14 protein-coding genes are annotated in these 19,537 nt (G+C 70.0%); 5 read left to right on the top strand and 9 right to left on the bottom strand.

The window, feature by feature from the left end; genetic code table 11:
* Positions 1–270 precede the first annotated feature (270 nt).
* Positions 271–1,170 (bottom strand): hypothetical protein, encoded by a 900-nt coding sequence (locus tag ACFV0Q_RS00940; RefSeq protein ID WP_384998387.1) that lies wholly within the window; start codon positions 1,168–1,170, stop codon positions 271–273.
* Between the two features lie 123 nt (positions 1,171–1,293).
* Between ACFV0Q_RS00940 and ACFV0Q_RS00935 the strand changes: the two genes are divergently transcribed.
* Together ACFV0Q_RS00935 and ACFV0Q_RS00930 are read left to right on the top strand one after the other, a co-directional pair.
* A complete protein-coding gene (locus tag ACFV0Q_RS00935; protein ID WP_384998384.1) occupies positions 1,294–5,811 on the top strand; it encodes an AAA family ATPase in 4,518 nt (1,505 codons plus the stop codon).
* Positions 5,812–5,997: 186 nt separating this feature from the next.
* Positions 5,998–6,423, top strand: coding sequence for an SMI1/KNR4 family protein (locus ACFV0Q_RS00930; RefSeq protein WP_384998381.1), 426 nt, complete (start codon positions 5,998–6,000; stop codon positions 6,421–6,423).
* 117 nt (positions 6,424–6,540) lie between these two features.
* Here ACFV0Q_RS00930 and ACFV0Q_RS00925 read toward each other — a convergent pair whose 3' ends face one another.
* The 8 genes from ACFV0Q_RS00925 to ACFV0Q_RS00890 all read right to left on the bottom strand — a co-directional run bounded on the left by ACFV0Q_RS00925 (position 6,541) and on the right by ACFV0Q_RS00890 (position 15,040).
* Positions 6,541–7,392 (bottom strand): hypothetical protein, encoded by an 852-nt coding sequence (locus ACFV0Q_RS00925; protein ID WP_384998378.1) that lies wholly within the window; start codon positions 7,390–7,392, stop codon positions 6,541–6,543.
* Between the two features lie 55 nt (positions 7,393–7,447).
* Complete coding sequence (locus ACFV0Q_RS00920; protein WP_384998375.1) at positions 7,448–8,032, bottom strand: hypothetical protein; 585 nt, start codon at positions 8,030–8,032, stop codon at positions 7,448–7,450.
* Between the two features lie 93 nt (positions 8,033–8,125).
* Complete coding sequence (locus ACFV0Q_RS00915; protein ID WP_384998372.1) at positions 8,126–8,377, bottom strand: hypothetical protein; 252 nt, start codon at positions 8,375–8,377, stop codon at positions 8,126–8,128.
* Between the two features lie 585 nt (positions 8,378–8,962).
* A complete protein-coding gene (locus ACFV0Q_RS00910) occupies positions 8,963–9,211 on the bottom strand; it encodes a hypothetical protein (RefSeq protein ID WP_384998369.1) in 249 nt (82 codons plus the stop codon).
* A 144-nt stretch (positions 9,212–9,355) separates the two neighbouring features.
* The gene (locus tag ACFV0Q_RS00905; RefSeq protein ID WP_384998366.1) at positions 9,356–10,453 is read right to left on the bottom strand and encodes a DUF1152 domain-containing protein; all 1,098 of its coding nucleotides are present in this window, start codon (positions 10,451–10,453) and stop codon (positions 9,356–9,358) included.
* 502 nt (positions 10,454–10,955) lie between these two features.
* Complete coding sequence (locus tag ACFV0Q_RS00900; RefSeq protein ID WP_384998363.1) at positions 10,956–11,960, bottom strand: LuxR C-terminal-related transcriptional regulator; 1,005 nt, start codon at positions 11,958–11,960, stop codon at positions 10,956–10,958.
* 55 nt (positions 11,961–12,015) lie between these two features.
* Complete coding sequence (locus ACFV0Q_RS00895) at positions 12,016–13,452, bottom strand: GuaB1 family IMP dehydrogenase-related protein (protein WP_384998360.1); 1,437 nt, start codon at positions 13,450–13,452, stop codon at positions 12,016–12,018.
* A 154-nt stretch (positions 13,453–13,606) separates the two neighbouring features.
* Positions 13,607–15,040 carry a coproporphyrinogen-III oxidase family protein gene (locus ACFV0Q_RS00890; RefSeq protein WP_384998357.1) on the bottom strand — a complete coding sequence of 478 codons (1,434 nt, stop codon included), beginning with the start codon at positions 15,038–15,040 and terminating at the stop codon, positions 13,607–13,609.
* Positions 15,041–15,708: 668 nt separating this feature from the next.
* Between ACFV0Q_RS00890 and ACFV0Q_RS00885 the strand changes: the two genes are divergently transcribed.
* Genes ACFV0Q_RS00885 through ACFV0Q_RS00875 form a run of 3 tightly spaced genes read left to right on the top strand, consistent with a single transcriptional unit; the run spans position 15,709 to position 19,534 of the window.
* Positions 15,709–15,855, top strand: a complete 147-nt coding sequence (locus ACFV0Q_RS00885) for a hypothetical protein (RefSeq protein WP_384998354.1) — start codon at positions 15,709–15,711, stop codon at positions 15,853–15,855.
* 56 nt (positions 15,856–15,911) lie between these two features.
* Complete coding sequence (pucD, locus tag ACFV0Q_RS00880) at positions 15,912–18,308, top strand: xanthine dehydrogenase subunit D (RefSeq protein WP_384998351.1); 2,397 nt, start codon at positions 15,912–15,914, stop codon at positions 18,306–18,308.
* Positions 18,305–19,534, top strand: coding sequence for an ATP-grasp domain-containing protein (locus ACFV0Q_RS00875; protein ID WP_384998349.1), 1,230 nt, complete (start codon positions 18,305–18,307; stop codon positions 19,532–19,534). The genes pucD and ACFV0Q_RS00875 overlap by 4 nt, the downstream gene beginning before the upstream one ends.
* Positions 19,535–19,537 lie beyond the last annotated feature (3 nt).

Raw genomic sequence — 19,537 nt, 5'->3', positions numbered from 1 at the left:
TGCCGGAAGGGGCATCCATCCCCGTTGAACCAGGTACCGAGACGTTACGCGGCCGGATTCCATCCACTGCGTGCTCCTGTTCGTCGTCGTGCGACTCTGGAGCTCCACTTTTCATCAGCAACCGCCGTCGCATTGCCCACCAGTTGGTAGCGGACACGATTGCTCGATCACAGCCGGCAACACTGCCCGCCCGACGAGTGGACGTGATGCGTAGTCCCGCCCGCCCTCGCCGAGGGGCGTCGGTCGGGTTTCCCGTGCTCAAACGTGTCGTCAGCAGGCTCGCGCCTTGGCGATCTGTTCGACTACGGCGGGCTTGTCCAGGTAGCGGTGGACGTCATGGGGCTTGAGCCTGCCGTTGTTCACCTTGACGTCCGTCACCCCCACCGCGAGGTGGTCAAGGCCTCCGCCCTTGCTGACCGGATCGTTCGGGGCGTACAGGTTGGTCCACTCCACCCCGGCAGGCACCGAGAGCGGCGTACCGGGCGTGTGCACGCCCTTCCTGACCGCCAGCCAGCTCAGCGGCGAACCGCACGTGATCAGGGTCCTCACCCCGGGACCGCCGTCCGCGGCGGCCGGGACCTCGCCGCGGCTGAGCATGTCGTAGAACACGACGCTGCCCAGCGAGTGCGCGATGACCATGCGGGCGCCCGTGGCGGCCAGTGCCGCACGTACCTCGGCCCGTACGGCCGCCCCCGTCTCCTCGTGCCGCAGGTAGCCGTGGGCTTCGCGCACCACCCACAACAGGCGGCCGGTCATCCCCTTGCCGGCCACCCGGTCCACGGCCGCGGCCCGCCGCAGGATGCGAGGTGTGAGACGGCCCTCCCCGAGGGTCTGTCCCGCCATCGGCGATGCGTCCTCGGCCTCCAGGGACGCCGGCGCGTAGGCGGCCAGGGCCTGCAGGATGAAGGCCTCTTCCTCGTCGTCGACCGGTGCGCCGTCCCCGTGACCGGCGTCGTCATCCGGGCCCAGACGCATGTAGCGGGTGGCCGTCTTCGGATAGACACCCTGGTACGAGGGGACGGCGACCCTGACCGGGCCGGCCGTCGCAGCGTGGCCGGAGGCGGCCAGTGCCTTTGCGACCGACTCCTGCCAGGTCCGGCTCAGCCCCTCCGTCGTGGCGGACGAACCCTGCCGGATGCCGTGCACACCGACGATCTGCAGCGCGTTCACGATGACCCCGTTCCCCTGGTCCTGCGGACCTCCCCAGCCGATCGTAGCCGCGTGCGGCAGGGCGCGGAGCCCGGTTACGCTGACGCCTCCGCACGGCGGCACCGTGGGGGACAGGGAGGGAAGTTGACCGCGGAAGAGCTGGAAGGCATCACCCGGCGGCGCCTCGTCATCGTCGCGGTCGGCGGCTACGAGGCCAGTCCCCCCGGGTTCGACGAAGCCATCGCCGCCCAGGTCGAGCGCATCACAGGCTGGCTCGCCGACCCCACTCTGGACGAGGACCGGCGCTTCGAGGTGAGCCGGGCACCCGCAGTGAGGTCAGTACGGGACCTGCGTGCCTTCCTGCACGACGAGAACCTGGCCGCCGCCGACTACCAGGAAGCCGTCGTCGTCTACATCACCGGCCACGGCCTGTGCCGCAGCACGCAGCGCCACTACCTGACGCTCGCGGAGACAGATCCGGAGCGCCTGCTGGCCACGGCATTTCCGACCAGTGAGCTGATCACCGGGGTCCTGGACAGCGAGTCGGAGCACGTGCTCGTACTCGTCGACTCGTGCTTCTCCGGCAACTTGAACGCCGAACTCTCCTCACTGCGGCAAGACCTGTCCCCCGACCGTCTCACCGCCGATGGGGTCGTTGTCATCACCGCTGGGCTCCATCACGAGCAGCCCCGCGTCGGCTCCTTCACCGAGCGGGTGGCACTCGCGTACGAGCGGATGCAGGACGAGGCCGCCGGATACACCGCCTCCCACCTGTCGTTCCGGGAGTGGGAGAAGCTCCTGGACGAGGTCGGAGAGGACGAGGACGGCCGCGAGAAGGACCTCATCAGCGCCGAGTGGGTCGTCCCGGGCAAGCCTGGCAAGCGCCTGAGTGCCTGCCTGCCGAACCCCCGCTACCGGCCCGCCGTGAGTACGGCCGGCCCGGCGCTCCGCCAACTGACCCTGACGAGGACCACGGGCACCGGCGCGTCCCTGAGTCCCCTCGACGAGTTCTGGCTGGAGCGCGCGTCGGGGCGGGCGACCGACGACGACCCGGGCTGGTACTTCAGCGGCCGGGCCGAGCCGATGAGGGTCCTGGCAGGGTTCTTGCGCAACGACGAGCGCAACAACGGGCGCGAGGGCGAGGGCCACGGCGTTCTCGTCGTCACCGGCGCCGCCGGCTCCGGCAAGTCCGCGCTGCTGGCCCGAGTGGTCACCCTCTCCGACCCGGCCTTCACCGCCGATCCGCAGTACGCCGCCATGGTGGCGGGAATCCCTGCCGAACTGCGGCCGGACCCGGGGACAGTGGACATCGCCGTACTTGCGCGCAACAAATCCGCCCGGACGGTCGTGGAGGACCTCCTGAGCGCGTTCGGCGCGGTCGAGAACGAGGAGGGCTCCGGTACGGGGGTGCCTCTGCAGGACCTGCTGCAGCGCATGGCGGCAAGCAACGAGGGGGCTGCCGGGCACGTCACCGTCGTCATCGATGCGCTCGACGAGGCCCAGGACCCGCTCGCCCTCCTCAACGACGTCGTCCTGCCGCTGGCCCGCCTCACCACTCCGGACGGCGGCCGCCCCGTACGCCTCCTCCTCGGAATCCGCAGTTCCCCGCTCATGGGTCATCAGGGCGAGGCGCAACTGCGCGACGACCGCGCGGACCACCTGCTGCTGCGTCTGGAGGAGGCACTGGGCAGCGAGGGCGTCCGGCCCCGCATCCTGCGCAGCGACGGCCCGCACTGTGCCGACGACATCGCCGCCTACGCCGCCACCCTGCTGCTCACGCCGTCCGACAGCCCCTACCACGGCGCGGCGGAGGCCGCCGAGGCCGCACGCGTCATCGCGGACGCCGTCGCGCCCTCCTTCCTGGACGCCCGGATCGCCGCCGACCAACTGCGCAAGGCCACGAGCCTCCAGGACCTCACCGAGGAAGGCTGGCTGGACCGCCTCGCCGACGGGACCATCGGACTCCTCCGCGAGGACATCAAGGCCGTCTCGGCGAGCACCGGGGTCCCGGCGGACCTGCTGGCGACCGTCCTGCGGGCGACCACGTTCGCCCCGGGCGCCGGTCTGCCCTGGGCGGAGGTCTGGCCGGCCGTCACCGTCGCGCTGGCCGCGGCCGAATACGGGCCCGGGTACGTCGGCACCGACACCGCCGGCCATGCCATCCGGACGCTCCGCGCCAGCCGCCTCACCGGCTACCTGGCCACCGCCGAGGAGGACGCCCGTACCGTCTACCGGCCGGTCCACCAACGGCTGACCGACCTCCTGCTCGCGGACCACGACTGGCTGCTGGCCCCACCCTCCGCCACAGCCTCCAGCCACTGGCATCCGGCCACCAGCCCGCGGGCACTCGTCGAGGCGCACGTCGAGATCACCCGAGCCCTGGCGGACCTCGTCGAGCGGTCCTGGCCGCACCCCGCCCACCCGTACGTCCGCAGGCACTTCCTGCACCACGCGGCGGCCGGAGAGGTCCTGTCCGACGCGAGTGTGCCCCCGAAGTTGCTGGCCCAGGAGGTTTCCGGCACGCTCCGGGCCCGCCTCGGGCTGCCGCTGCCGACGGCGGACCGGGAGCGCCGGATGCTGACGGCTGCGGCGCTGATCGAGCCGTACGTCGACGAGAGCGTGGACGTGGCTTCGCGCGCGAGCAGCATCGCGTTCCAGCGGGGCGTACGGGGTGAGCCGTGGGAGGCGTCGGACAGGTTCCCGGCCGTACTCGCCTGGGGCCGGTGGGCGGCACGCGCGAACGTCCTCGCACCGACCCGGGGGGAGACACAGAGCCTGTGCGTCGTGCCCACCCTGGACGGGCGGACCCTGATTGCGGTGATGTCACGACGCGGGCACGTAGAGATCCGGGACGCGGCGACGGGCCGGCTGGCGGCCGAGATCGCCTCCGAAACGGAGCCCGTGCGGTCGCTGTGCCCGATCCGGACCGCCGGCGGGCGGACCTTCCTGGTCGCGGGGAACTCCGACAGCGTCACGATCCACGATCCGACGTCGGGCCAGCCCATCGCCCACGCACCCTTCCCGATCGCGGAGGAGGTCCATGTCCTGAAGGACGGTTCCGCGAAGTGGGAGTTGTTCGTCCTTACGGCGCAGGGCGCATTCCTCTGGAGACCCACCGCGCGTGACTCGCACGACGCCGGAACGGGAAGGGTCTCCAGGGCCGAGGACTTCCCGGCGGTGCGCCGGGTCGCCTCGCGGAACTCGACGGCGGTCGTCCGCACGGCGGACGGACACGCACTGGTGGCCGTGGTCACCCGGGACGGCATCCGGCTCTGGGACCCCGCATCGGGCCTCACGGCACATCCCCTCTTCGGTGGGACGGGGGCATACGCCCCGATGGCCGTCGCCAGACAAGGGGAGGACGACGTGCTCCTGATCAGGAACGGGGTCGCCGCGGCTTCCCTCAGGCAGCTGTGGGATCCGTTCCGCGGTGAACCGGTGCCGCACAGACGGATCGACGGACACGCCGTGACGGTGCTGCCGGGAGGCAGGACCCTCGCCTACGCCGAGGTCGGACGCATCGTGGTCCGCGACATCGACGGCACCGCGGAGGAGTACCTCGAGGGCGACATCGCGTCCGTCAACGCCATCGCTGCGCTGGAGGGCCCGACCGGCCTGAGGATCGTGTCGGCCGAACTGGAGGGCATCAGACTCTGGGACCTCGGCAGGAACGGCGAACCCGAGGCGCCGTCCTCTACGGAGATACTGAACCGCCTGTGGTGGGAACGGCCGGGCCGTGGCGGTCTTTGGACTCTGATCAGGCCGGAGGGCCGCCTCTCCGACGGGACCGACGGCCTCGTCGCCGTCGCGACCGGCGAAGGGCTCGACGTCCACGACGCGGCGACGGGGAAACGACTGCGTGTGATCCGCACAGGTCCCGCGATGTCGGCGGAGCCGGTTCCCTCGCCTCCCGGTACCTCGTACGTGGTGGTCGCAGGGCGGACGGGATGGTCGATGTGGGACCTCGTGTCGGGCGAGACTGTAGGCCGTCTTCCAACGGACCGGTACTCCTACACGAGGTCGTGCATCGTCCGGATGCCGACGGACCTGTTGCTGTTCGCCGTCCTGGAGAGGGACGGGGAGATCAGATGTACGACGTGGGACCCGGCGACCGGGGAGACAGCAGTCTCGACTGCCACCTACCACCAGCGCGTCGAACAGGCACGCGCGTGCGCCGCCCTCCCTCCGGGCAGCGCCGGTGGCACGAACGTCATCGCCGTGGTCGGCACCGACGGGATCGACCTGGTCGACCTGGCATCCGGGAACCTGGTCCGCATGTTGCGGGCCGAGGGCCGGCGCTTGCGCGTGTACGTCGCCCAGTGCGTCCTCCAGCTGCGCGAGCGCACGCTCCTGGCCGCCGTGACGCCGTCCGCCCTCCACGTCTGGGACACATCGGACGGCACCCTGCTCGCCGCCTGCCCCGTCCGCGACACCCAGGCCCTGGCCGCCCTGCCCCTGCCCGACGGCCGCACCCTGCTGGCTCTGGGGAACCCGGGCGGGGTCCAGATCCGGGACCCGCTGACCGGCGAACTCCGCCACACCCTGCTCACCGGCGCCCCGGTCCACGCCCTGGCCGCCGGCACCGGCCCGAAGGGCACGGCCCTGCACATCCACGGCCCGGCCGGCCTGGCCACGCTGACGCTGGACGAGCGGCTGCTGTGAGACGTCCGAGGACCGGACAAGGGACCGCCGTGCCGGGAGCCCCTCTGCGTGCACCTGCTGACTGGTTCGTCGTGCTCCTCATGCGACGATCAGGTGCGCCTCCTGCTCAGATGAGGAGGGGCCAACGGGCTGGCGAAACCCCTCCGATGCTCGGTGGCAGGCCTGACGCTGGAGTGTGACCCGACCATGTGGACCGAGCTCGTTACCGTCCTGTCCGGATCGGCGGCCTTTCAGCCGGCGGCGTCGGAAGCATCGCTGCACCGATGCGCTTCCGTCCTCGGCCATCCGCTGCCTGAGGACCTCACCGCTCTTCTCCGCGAGAGCAACGGCATCGAGGGCGAGTACGGAGACGGTCTGATCTGGTCGGCGGAACGGATCGCCTCCGAGAACCTCAGCATGCGCGAGGACAGAGATCTCACCACGCTCTACATGCCGTTCGATCCCCTGCTCTTCTTTGCCGATGCGGGAAACGGAGATCTCTTCGCGCTCCTCCCGAGGATCCGCCGACCCGATGTGTTCGTGTGGAACCACGAGGACGACAGCCGCACCTGGGTCGCGCCGAACCTCGCGACCTGCCTCGAATGGTGGCTGACCGGACGCATCACGTTGTAGCACGGCGTCGGCGAGTATCGGCTGCGGAGTTGGGCTGGGCCTGAGCCTCGGTGGTGCTCGTCCGGCGTCTTGGCCGGTGCCGCCGTGGACGGACGGCGGCAAGCGGCTGGGCCGGAGTCAGAAGGTGCTGAGCACCAGGGTGGAGCCGTCACTGGCGTAGACGCCGATGAGTCCGGTGGTGCCCTTCATGAACTTCCCGGACATGCCCTTGAAGCAGGACATGATCAGGTTGCCCTGGTTGTTCGAGCCGGCGGGCAGGGTGGTGTCCATCCTGAGGGAGGCGTAGGCAGCAGTTCCGGACGCGATCATGCGGGTCACTGTCGTGACGGCCTGGTACTCCTGCGACGAGCACTGGACGAGCGCATAGCCGTGGAACTGGTTCGCGAGGCCGGTGGGGCTGCTGTCGGTGCTCCCTCCCCCTGGGGTAACGGCGGGCACCGGAGCGGGGGCCGGGGCCGGAGCAGCGGGCCCGACATAGGAAGGGCACAGGTACGTGATGGTCAGGTTGTCCAGGGCGATGGCCTGCTCACGGGGCAGGCCGGGCGAGGTTGCTATGCGCTGCTCTTGGCCGTAGGCGCAGCTTTGGGTCATGCCCTGGATGTTGGTGCGCACGCGCTCGGGGCTCTGACCGGCCCAGGGGATGCCCAGGCCCAGCTCTGCCGCCTTCTTCGTGAAGGTCCTGGCGAAGGTCTTCTCGGTGTCGGTCAGGAGCTGATAGTTGTCCGGGTCGGGGCTGGTGGCCGGTGTCGGCGCGGCCTTCGGCTTGGGGGTTTGCTCGTCGCCGCCGGTCAGGACGGCGCCTGCCGTGGCAGCACCTGCCAGGGCCAGCATGACGGCGAGGCCGATGGTGATCGCTCGCCAGCGGTTGCGGGACGTGGGTGCCGGCGGCGCCGCTATCTGGGGGCCGTACGGGGGCGGGTAGCCGTAGCCGGGCGGTGGGGCGATCGGCGGTTCGGGCGGGACGGTCACCGGGGTCCTTCCAGGCGTGAGTCCGGCCTGCGTCGGGTGCGGGCCGGGCGGATGGTTAGACGACGGGCTTCCTGGTGACGTACTGGAGCCTGATCGACTTGACGTCTTCGGGGGTGCCGTTCGCGTCGGGGGTCTTGCGGAAGGCCCCCTCGTCGGCCTTCGTCTTACCGGCGCCGAGTCGTTCGGCAGCGCAGATCGCAGCGCCCACGTAGTCGCCGTCCTTGTCGAGGACGTCGTAGACCACGAAGTAGTCGGCATCGTCCGGGCCGTTGTTGGCGATCTGGCAGGTGACCTTGTAGACGCTCCCGTAGCCGTTGTTCGTCAGCCCCTGGTTGAGGATCTTTACGTCGCGTTCGGCGATGCCTCCCGGGAGGGTGCCGTTCTCGCGTATCTCTCCGCCCGGTCTGACGGTGCGGCTGCTGTTCTGCGGGGCGGGGAGTGGCGCTGTGATCACGTTCTCCGTGGTCGTCACGGTCACGGTGGGCGCCGGTGCCGCTTCGCCGGGACCATGGTCGGTACTCAGGGTGTAGACGATGGCGGCGGAGGCTGCCGCGAAGCTGAGGAAGGCCACAGCAGTCGCGGCGATGGCCGCGCGCTTCCACACGCGGGGCACCATCGGGACGGGCGGCGTCACCGGCATGGGCGGAAGACTGGCGGCCTCGCCTGCTTGGGGGCGTTGGGGGCTGTCGGGCTGGTCGGACACGAGTCGGGTTCTCTTTCTTCGATGAGGTGGCTACTCGCAGATGAAGGGTTCGCGGGCCTTGATGGCGTCGGCCTCGTAGGCGCGGAAGATGCTCTTGCCGAGCTGGAGGAGTTCGGCCATGGGTCTCCTGCCGCACTGCTTGCGGTCCTTGGCGATGGTCTGCGTTGGGTCGTCGGCGGATGCGGTCCCCGTGTGGTCGGCCAACCCCGGTGTCCCGTTGGTGCGGGCGGCGGCGATGAGCGCGCCGATGAACGCCTTCTCGTTGTCGGGAGGCGACTGCACCTTGGCCTCAGGAGCCGGTACGAGACAGGTACGTGAGGGCCTTTCAGGCTGGGTACAGCCCGTAGCCGGGCGGGCGTACTGGTGGTGCGCCCGCTGGTCCTTACCTTGGGTAAGAGCTGGTGGATGCTAACGAGGTATTGGCGCCACCAGAAGGTCCGTCTCAAACCCTGGGAAGTCAGCCGGGGCCGCCGCGGATCTCCGGGCGGGCGTATGAGCGCCCGCCGGCAGGCCGTTGGAGGGCCATGCCTTCCACGTTCTCCACTGCGGTGGCCAGGGCCTCGCAGTGCATGTCGCCGTCGTCCTTGGGTGTCGGAAACAGCCGGCCTCCGCATAGGCTCGTGGCTCTGACCATGCTGCTCCCCGTGCCTGCGGGGATGAACCTCAGACCGGTTGGGCCTTCAAGGACCGGATCGTCTGCTCCCTGCGCTGCGGGGACGAAGCTCAGCCATCAGCGGATGGTGATGCGCGGGTCGGCGTGCTCGGGGAGAGCGGTGCTGAGGCCGCCGCCGTGGTGCTGCTCCGAGTGGCGCAGTGGGTGGTGCACCCGCCCCGGGCCGTAGACACAAGGCGGGAGTTTGCGGCCGGCTACGGGGTGCCGGTGAGCTTGCCGAGGAAATCGGCGGCGTCGGTGTCGTGGCCCAGGACGACGCTGTGGTGAGCCAGTCGGTCCAGGAGGCCGGTGATCTCGGCTCGGACTTCGGGCCTGCCACCGCCTTCGGCCCGGGCGAGGCGGAAGACATCGGGGTAGCGGTCCTCCGTCGCGCCAGACATGAAGTCGGTGGACGTCAGGGTGCGGTCGTCTTCGACCAGGGCGGACTCGGCATCGGGGAACACGCTGGGGAACAACAGCAGGGCGGCCGTGCCGCTGGTCGCGCTACCGGGTCCTCTGCGAGATCACCGAAGCCACCGCAATCATCGTGGTCATCCACGTCGGCCGCCTGGGCTGACGCCCCCGGCACGGACGGAGACCCCACACCGTCAGGCCGCAACGGCGAGCAGAGGAGCCGCGTACTGGTGGGGCCGTTCGGCGATCAGTCGGGTACGGAGGGTGCGGGCGGCGGCGCCGGTGAGGCCGAGGCCTTCGGCCACGGCGCGGAAGGTGACGTAGCGCGCCTGGCGGTGCTGGTCCTGGAGGCGTTCGAGCCAGGAGTCGATGGCGCGCAGTGCCTGCTCGGGGGAGCCGTCGGGGGAGCCTGCCTCGTGCAGGAGCAGGGCGCGGTCGCGTTCGCGCTGGAGCTCGGAGAATCCGCAGACGCCGAGGCTGATGCGCTCGGCCGCGGCCAGGTCGGCGTTGCCCGAGCGGTGGAGCTCGTGGGCCAGGCGGTTGCGCTGCAGGACCCGGTCGGTGCTGATGCGGTAGACCCGTGCGCTCGCGTCGGAGAGTTCCACGGGGCGGGCGGTGTCCCGCACGACGCAGCTGCCGCGCAGGCCGCGGGCGGCGGCGGCCAGCAGGGCGCTCGCCTCCGAGGGGTGCCAGTCGAAGACGTGGTCGACGACTCGGGTGTGCTCGTCGGTGAGGGTGAAGTAGTCGGTTCCCATGTCCGGGAGCAGATCCCGCTCGGGGATCTCGCAGTCCAGCCCGGGGCCCGCGAGGTACAGGTGGGCGTTCACACCGGCCGTAGCGCAGGCGGCCATGACCAGGGCGTCCGGGAGCGGGCTGAGCAGTGTCGGCTCGTCGCCGCGGGCGAAGACGTCGCCGCCGATGTCGACCACCTTGACCTCGTCCACCGCGTACCGCTCTGCCGCCTCCGCGATCTGGCGGGCCAGGCCCTGGACGCCGTCGTAGGGGTCGAGCAGGCCCAGGGTGATGGGGAGGTCGCGGGCGAGACGGGGCAACGTGGAGCCGGCCGGGGCGATGGCGGCGCTGTGCTCGGTGATCTCCGAGATGTGCCGGGTCATGGGGCGCAGTCCCGAGAAGTCGCGGCCCGAGCGCGGCCCGGGAATCGGATCGACCACGAGGCGTTCCCACGAGTAGCTGAGGACCACGGCGGGCTCATCGCCGCTGAGCGCGCCGTGCACCAGAGTCGTGCCGATGACGTCGCCGCCGCCGCCTGCGGCAATCAGAAGCTGAGTCATGGCTTTTCCCTTGGCTGATGGTCCGAGTGGCACTCTCCGGTATTCCGGTATTCCGGGAGCTGTGCTTTCCGATGTCCAGGAGTCTTGCCGGTGCGGTAGGGGGATGTCGACGCGTGGGCCTGGCAGAGACCTGCCCTGGCAGCTCCCTGTCGCCGGGGGCATGAGGCTGCCATTGCAGGAGCCTGACAGCTCCGATGGCTGACAGGGCACCTCCGGGCGACGAGAATTCAATGTGCCCGGAAGAGCCCGCAAGCCAGGACCCGACTCTGAGACAGGGAATTGTCGTGCGAAAGAACAGCAGCCTCATCGGCCGCCACGCCCTCTCCGCGGCTCTGACCGCCACCCTGGCGGTCGCCGAGACCAACGGCTGGGGCTGAGTCGTGTACCTCGTCGGGGCGCGGCTCGACTCGGGCAGCGGCAGCGGCAGCGGCAGCGGCAGCGGCAGCGGCCACGGACAGGTGGACGGGCCCCTTCTGTCGCCTCCTTCTACCAGGATGCCCGGTTACGCCGGTTCACCACCTCCTTGCAGCCAGCCGCGCTCGCCCGCGATGACTCCGGCCTGAAACCTGCTGCGGGCCCCGAGCCGCTCCATCAGCTCCGCGGTGGTCCGCCGGGCAGTGCGTACGGAGACGCCCAGCTTGCGGGCGACCACGTCGTCGGTGTGTCCCTGGGCCAGGAGTCCCAGTACCGCGTGGGCTTGGCTCGACAGGCCGGACCCAGGATGCCGCGCGTGGCCACCGTCGAGCGGGGTGGCCTCCTGCCAGACGTGTTCGAACAGCGCGCACAGCGCCGCGACCAGCCCCGATCCTCGCAGGACGAGCGCGCCGCCGGTCGCGTTGTCCGGGTCCGTGGGAACCACTGCGGCCTGGCGGTCGTAGATCGTCATGCGCATCGGGAGTGAGGAGGCGGTGCGCACCGACGCGCCCGTCGCCTCCAGCCAGCGCGCGTACTCCACGGTCGGAGGCGAGTTGGTGATGCTGGAGAGATAGAGGGTGCGCATCCGTATGCCCCGTCGCAGATGCTCCTGGTCCAGTGGCTTGCTTGCCTCCATCGTCTCTGCGGACTGCGGTCCTCCGTCGGCGAAGGCCATCAGCTCGCCCTTGCACGTGCGGGCCAACTCGCCCATGCGGAAGCGGATTTCATCGATCCCGTCCAGCTGGTCCACGTCCGGGCGGCGCCGGGCGGTGCCCTGCCGGTCGTAGCCGGCGAGTATCTGTGCGACCGCGGCCTTGGTGACCGCCAGCTCCTTCTGCCGTTCGGCGAGGTCTGCTTCCTGCTGGGCCAAGAGGCTGGTCAGCCCGACGTCGGGGCTCACCGCGTAGCTGCCGGCGCCGTTGGCCCCCTCTCCGACCAGAGCCATCCGGGCCAGCATGTCGAAGGACCGGCGCACCTGTTCGAGGGGGACGCCCAGTTCCTCGGCGAGTCCCGGGACTCCTAGGTTCGGGTGGGTCAACAAGGTGCGGTACACGGACTCGGCCTCGCTGTCGAGGCCAAGCGCACTCAGCAAGGCATTCTCCTTCCGGGAGGGCCGACGGCAGCCGGCTGATCAGCCGGCTGCCTGCTCACCAGCTGGTGTGCAGGGGCTTGCCCTCCGCGTAGCCGGACGCTCCCTGGACTCCGACGACGGCGCGATCGTGGAATTCGTCGAGGGAGGCGGCACCCGCGTAGGTGCACGAGCTGCGCACTCCGGCCACGATCTCGTCGATGATGTCCTCCACACCCGGACGCTGGGGGTCGAGGTACATCCGGGACGTCGAGATGCCCTCGTCGAACAGAGCCTTGCGGGCCCGGTCGAACGAGGACTCCTCGGCGGTGCGGTGCTTGACGGCGCGCGCGGAGGCCATGCCGAAGTTCTCCTTGTAGCGGCGGCCGTCGGTGTCGAGGTGGATGTCGCCGGGGGACTCGTGGGTCCCCGCGAACCACGAACCGATCATGACGTTCGAGGCGCCGGCGGCCAGCGCAAGTGCGATGTCCCGGGGGTGGCGGACACCGCCGTCGGCCCAGACGTGCTTGCCCAGGTCGCGCGCCTGCTCGGCACATTCGAGAACGGCGGAGAACTGGGGGCGGCCCACACCGGTCATCATCCGCGTCGTGCACATGGCGCCGGGTCCCACACCGACCTTGACGATGTCGGCGCCCGCGGCGACGAGGTCACGGACACCGGCAGCCGTCACCACGTTCCCGGCGACGACCGGAACCTGCGGGTCCAGGGCACGCACCGCGCGCAGGGCTTCCAGCGTCTTGTCCTGGTGGCCGTGGGCCGTGTCGACGACGAGGACGTCGACACCCGCCTCGAGGAGCTGCTTGGCCTTCAGCGCCACATCACCGTTGATGCCCACCGCAGCGGCGATCCGCAGCCGGCCGCGCCCGTCCACTGCCGGGCGGTATGCGGTGGCGCGCAGGGCACCCGACCGGGTGAGGATCCCGGTGAGCCGGCCGTACCCGTCTATGACGGGTGCGAGCCGGTGGCGACCCTCGTGGAGCAGATCGAACGCCGCGCGCGGTTCCACTTCCTCGGGCAGGGTGAGCAGTTCGTGTGACATCACCTCGCGCAGCTGGGTGAAGCGGTCGACGCCCTGCAGATCCGTCTCGGTCACGATGCCCACCGGCCGGTCCGCCTCGACGACGACGATGGCGCCGTGAGCGCGCTTCGGCAGAAGCGACAAGGCCTCGGCCACGGTCGCCTCGGGGGTGAGCGCCACCGGGGTGTCGTGGACGAGATGACGGCTCTTGACCCACCCCACGACCTCGGCCACCACATCCGTGGGAATGTCCTGCGGAATCACGCATATTCCGCCACGGCGGGCCACGGTTTCGGCCATCCGGCGACCCGATACGGCAGTCATGTTGGCGACGACAAGTGGAATTGTTGTTCCGGTTCCGTCCGGTGTCGAAAGGTCCACCGCCATGCGGGACCCCACGGCCGAATGGCTCGGCACCATGAAGAGGTCGTCGTACGTCAGGTCGTGTGGCACCGGATGATCGGTGAGAAATCGCATGGCAATACCTGGCCCATCGGATCGGGGTGGTCTGGAGATCGCCGGCGTGCGCACGCGCGCACGCCAGCACCACCGCCCCGGTGGCACCCGCTCGATGAATGCGGGTGTGCGCCGGGGCGGTGGCGAATCGGCTCGCGCCGGGAAGGGGAGCGGATCAGGCGCCGACCGTCTTGAGGCCGGAGATGCGAATCGGCTCGCCGCCCATGTGCTTTTGGGCGCGCTTGTTCTGGTGGTGCAGCCGCTCGTAGTACTCGCGGTCGAGGTCGATGACGTTCTTCGAGAAGAACATCCAGGAGAGAACGTCGCGGTACTTGAATCCGTCCGCGGTGAGCTGGACGCGGTCGGTGGGCAGCCGCCGCAGCAGACCGAGCTCCTCGGCCGCGACGAGGGCCGGCTCGAACAGGTGCGCCTTCTCCTGGTAGCCGAAGCGGTCCAGCTCGTGCAGGTCCAGGTCGAACGTGTCGAGGACCAGCCGCTTGCGGATGATCTCCTCGTCGTCGAGGACGAAGCCCGTCTGCGGCGTGAGCTCGTGGTTGCGGGCCTGCTTGATGTAGTCCGCCACCTCGCTGAGGCTCGGCTTCACGTTGCCGACCATGTAGTCGACCGAGCTCGTGTAGCTGCGGGCGCCGGCACCGAGGCCCAGCAGGGGCACGCCGTGGAAGGTGAGCACCTTCTGCTGGTAGCCGCCGCGGCCGAGCTTCTTGTACCGGACGTTCGACTCCTGCACGTAGCCGGCCTCGCGGAACCTGGCGTTCGCGTAGTCGTAGCGTTCGTACAGGTCCGGGTTCCACATGTACTGGTAGGCGCCGGTCTTGGAGAACCAGGCGTCGGGCCGCACGGTGAGGAAGTAGGTGCTGATCGTCTCGGGGGCCAGTGCCACCAGCTCGTCGACGGAGTGCCGCCAGCTGTCCGGGGTCTGACCGGCGAAGCCCATGATCAGGTCGGTGCTGAGGTTGGGCAGCTGCTTGTCGCGGGTGATCTGGATGGCCTCGCGGATGACCTTCTCGTTGGCCTGGCCGCGGCCGGCCTCCCGGATCTCCGCCGGAACCAGCGACTGGATGCCGATGTTGGCCCGCGTGAGGCCCATCGCGATGAGGCCTTCGAGGGTGCCGGGCTCCTTGACGATCGAGTCCGGCGTGGCCTCGATGGCCACCTCCTCCACCGTGCTGCGCCAGTTCGGGTAGACCTCGTCGAAGGTGGCGAAGAGCTGCTCGAAGTGGCGCAGGCTCAGCAGGCTGGGTGTACCGCCGCCGATGTAGATGGTGCGCAGCCGGCGGGCCTGGATGATCTCGGCGTGGTCGCGGATCTGGGTGCAGAGCGCGTCCATGTACGCGTCGTAGACGTCCATGTCCTCGGAAATGACCGTGTACAGGTTGCAGAACCCGCACTTGTAGCGACAGAACGGGACGTGCAGGTAGAGGTTGAGTTCCGGAACGGGATGGCGTTTCAGGTCCTCATCCCAGATGTCCTTGATGTTCCAGGCCCCATTCAGGGGCCGGTAGGCGCTACGCGAAGGGTATGCGTAGTTGAAAGGCGGAATAACGCCCTGGTCGATGTGGCGGGCGAGCTCATCGCGAATTGCGCTCAACTTGCTGTTCCTTAAGTGCGGTGTGCGAGATCCGGACAGTCGTGACTGTCCCGGAGGCCGGCCGGCCCACGGCGCCAGTCACTGCAAGGCAATGCGACAGGGGATGTGAGTCGTGATGTCCGAAAATGAAGGAACGGAGGCTCTGCCTCCTCTTGCATTGCGACGCCCCCGTAGCAACGCGATCCGCCTGAAAAACCCCTGGCCGTTCACGCATTCAGAGCGCGGAAACAAGGCCGGGACGGACGCTGCAATAAGTAGATGCGGAATTCCCCGGCGGGCGTCAGGGCCGTAACGCACAAATTTGGATCGCCATCCGAGCCGCTCATTTGGTCGATCACACAAGGCTGTCTTGGTGGCTGAGATCGTTCGTCTCCAGCGCCCCTTGAGCGCGGCTGTGGCCGCTAACGTCACCGACTCATGCACTGAACGGGGGGCCAACTGATGCATGGTTTGCGGTCATTCACGCCCGGATTCGAACTGACTGGATGTCAGCCGGGTGGCCGGGAGAGAGCTTCGACGTCGTCCACGCCGCGCCACGGCGCTTCGGCCGACGACGTCTGAGCACCCGCCTCCACCCCAATCCGAACCCGACTGGACTGTGCGCGCCGCATGTCGCGGCGAGGCCGGCAGCCGGCGGCACGCCGCGCGGAGAAGAGAACCAACACCACATGAGCACCACAGCACACGCCCACCAGTACCCCGAACCGACGGACACGCGCGCCGCCGGCGCCGCCGTACGAGCCGTGCGCAGCCTCGCCACCACCGTCTCGAAGAGCGGCACCGTCCGGCAGATGAACTTCCAGCACCGGTTCTGATCCCTCTGCCCCCCGGGCGGCGCCCTCGGCGTGCCGTGCCCGGGGCCGGCGCAGCCATGTGCCGAAGCGATCGAGACATCAACTTCGTGGATGAGGTTTTCGTGAGTCCTACTCCATCGGGCGCCCCCGAGGCGGTCGCCGTACACCAGGCCATCGGCATAGGTGGCACACCCCCGCGTCCGGACGGCGCGCAGAAGGTCCAGGGATCGTTCGCGTACTCGTCCGACCTGCGTGCCGAAGGCATGCTCTGGGGTGCCACGCTGCGCAGCCCGCACCCCAGCGCCCGCATCCGCTCGGTGAACACGTCCCGGGCCCGGGCCCTTGCCGGTGTCGCCGCCGTGCTCACCCACGAGGACGTGCCGGGCAGCAAGTTCTACGGACTCGAACGCCGCGACCAGCCCGTGCTCGCCGTCGACGAAGTGCGCTACCAGGGTGAGCCGATCGCCCTCGTCGCCGCCGGCCATCCGGAGACCGCACGGCGGGCCCTGGCCCTGATCGAGGTGGAGTTCGAGGTCAGGGAGCCGCTCACGGAATCCAGGCTGGCCGCCTTCGACCCCGGCCAGCCGAGCCTGCACCCGCAGGGCAACCTCGTACGCCACCAGCCGATCCGGTCCGGTGACGCGCAGGCCGCGCGACGCCGGGGCGACCTGGTCGTCGTGCGGTCCGAGTTCGAGATCGGCATGCAGGACCAGGCGTTCCTGGGACCCGAGTCGGGGATGGCCGTCCCGGACGGGGACGGCGGCATCGACCTCTACGTGGCGACGCAGTGGCTGCACCACGACAAGCGGCAGATCGTGCCGGTGCTGGGGCTGGCCGAGGAGCGGGTCCGGCTGACGCTGGCGGGAGTGGGCGGGGCGTTCGGCGGGCGCGAGGATATCTCCGTACAGATCCACATGGCGTTGCTGGCCCTGGCCACGGGCCGGCCGGTGAAGATGTCGTACGGCCGGGAGGAGTCCTTCCTCGGGCACGTCCACCGCCACCCCGCGCGGATGCGGTACGAGTACGGCGCGACGCGGGACGGCCGGCTCGTGTACGCCGATGTCGAGATCGTGTTCGACGGCGGTGCGTACACCTCCGCCACCCCCGGCGTGGTCGGCATCGGATCCTCGCTGTGCCTGGGCCCGTACGAGATCCCCCACATCAAGGTCGACGTGTACGGCGTCTTCACCAACAATCCGCCGTGCGGCGCGATGCGGGGCTTCGGCGGTGTCCAGGGCTGCTTCGCGTACGAGTCCATGATGGACCGGCTGGCGTCGGAGCTCGGTATGGAGCCCCTGGAGATCCGCAGGATCAATGCGATCACTGCGGGTTCCCGCATAGCCAACGGCCAGGCGGTGGATGCCCCGCAGCCGTTCCTCTCCCTGCTCGACGAGATCGAGGCCGTCCCGCTGCCGGAGCCGCTCCCGGCCGTCCCCGATCCCCGTGACCTGCCCGGCGGCCTGTCGGGCAGCACCCGCGCCGACGGTGTCGTACGAGGCATCGGCTACGGCGTGGGCATGAAGAACGCCTGCTTCTCCGGCGGCGACGACGACTACGGCACCGCACGCATCAGGCTGGCCGTGGCCGAAGGCGAGGTCACCGCCCACGTGCACACGGCGGCGGCGGAGGTCGGTCAGGGCCTGACCACCGTCGAGGCTCAGATCGCCCGGACCGAGCTCGGCATCGAGCGGATCGTCCTGCTGCCCCCGGACACGTCGATAGGCGACTCCGGCGGCAGTTCCGCCTCCCGCCAGACGTACATGACCGGCGGCGCGGTGAAGGCCGCCTGCGAGGCGGCCCGGGAGGAGCTCTTCCGGCTGGCCGTCCGGCGTCTTTCGCTGTCGCCCCGACCCGGCGACGACCTCCGCGTCGACGGCGGCAAGCTCGTCTCCCGGCGGGACGGCGTGCTCGCCGACCTCGCCGACGTGCTGGGCACGCAGGCCGTGGACGTCACCCGCGAGTACCACCACCGTCCGACGAGCGCCGTCGACCCGCTCACCGGCCTCGGGGACTCGCACGTCCAGCTCATCATGTGCGTCCACCGGGCCGTGGTCGACGTCGACGTGGACCTCGGGCTGGTCCGGGTGGTCGCGCTGGACGCGGTCCAGGACGTCGGCCGCGTCATCAACCGGGGCGGCCTGGAGGGCCAGATCCACGGCGGCTCCGCACAGGGGCTGGGTCTCGCCCTGATGGAGGAGATCGTCCTCGACGGCGGCAGGGTCCGCAACGCCTCCTTCACCGACTACCTGATCCCCACAACCCTCGACGTACCGCGCATGAAGCTGAACATCGTCGAGCACCCCGACCCCCGCTCGCCCTACGGCCTGCGCGGTGCGGGCGAGGCACCCACCCTGTCCGCCACCCCCGCCATCGTCTCGGCGGTCCGCGCCGCCACCGGGCTCGCGCTGACCCGCATCCCGCTGCGCCCGCACGACATCGCCCTCGGCGACCGACCGACAGGAGTACAGGCATGAAGAAGGTCCTGCTCATCGAAGCCATGGGCTCCGCGGAAGACCTGTTGGACGCGGGCCGGGAGCTCGGCGTCCAGATCGTGGTGGCCACGCACCGGGAGATCTACGAGTCCTACGCGCCGGCCGTGAAGGAGAAGGTTTCCGGGGTCGTCTTCACCGACTTCTCCGACCCGGAGCGGGCCCTGAAGGAACTCGCCGAGTACGCCCGGGCCGAGGGCGTCGAAGGCGTCGTGGGCTGCTGGGAGTTCCTCACGCCCGTGGCCGCCCGACTGGCCGCCGAACTGGGCCTGCCCGGCAACGACCCCGAGCGCGCGGACGGCTGCCGCAACAAGCGGGTGATGGCGCAACTGTTCGAGGAGCACCGGGTGCCGGCGCCCCGGACGGTCCTGGCGCAGGACTGCGATGCGGCCGCGGCCGGGCTCGCCGCGAGCGGTTTCACCTACCCGGTCGTCGTCAAGCCGGCGGAGCAGGCCGGCTCGTGGGGCGTGTCGGTGATCCAGGGCCCGGACGAACTGCCCGAAGCGTTCGCCGCGGCCCAGGCCTGGGAGTACGAGTCCCCGCACGGCTTCCCCCTCGACACCACCGTGCTCATCCAGGAGTACGTCGGCGGTGTGGAGTACAGCGTCGAGAGCGTCGTCTTCGAGGGACGGATCACCCCGCTGACGGTGGTGCAGAAATTCACCACCGACGGCGTGTTCCGGGCCGAGATCGGCCAGACCGTGCCGGCCGCCCTGAGCGAGGCCGACACCGCGACCCTGTACGGCACCACGGTCGCGGCCATCAGAGCCCTCGGCATCACCAACGGCGTGGCCCACACCGAGCTGAAGCTGCTGCCGGAGGGCGGCGCGAAGATCATCGAGGTGGGGGCCCGGCTGCCCGGCGACCGGGTGCCCGAGTTGATCCGCCTCGCCCGCGGCGTCGACGAAGCACGTGCCTTCGTCCAGGTGGCCCTCGGTATCGAGCCCGAGCTCACTCCGCGCACCGACCGGGCCGCCGCCATCCGCTTCTTCGTCCCGCCCAGGGCCGGCCGATTCCGGAGCATCGACGGAGTCGTCCGCTCGCCCCAGGTCCACCGCATCGCCGTCTACCCGCAGCCGGATGACGAGGTGCGCGGCCCCGGAGACAACGACGGCCGGGTCGGCTACGTGATGCTCACCGCCGCCACCCCCCAGAAGGTCAACCGGGCGGCCGACGCCGCCATCGCCAACCTCACGATCGAACTGGAGTAGTTC

It is taken from the genome of Streptomyces sp. NPDC059564, from assembly GCF_042735575.1.
Classification (GTDB): domain Bacteria; phylum Actinomycetota; class Actinomycetes; order Streptomycetales; family Streptomycetaceae; genus Streptomyces.
Note: the sequence above shows the minus strand (reverse complement) of the source record. Positions and strands in the feature narration are given on the sequence as shown.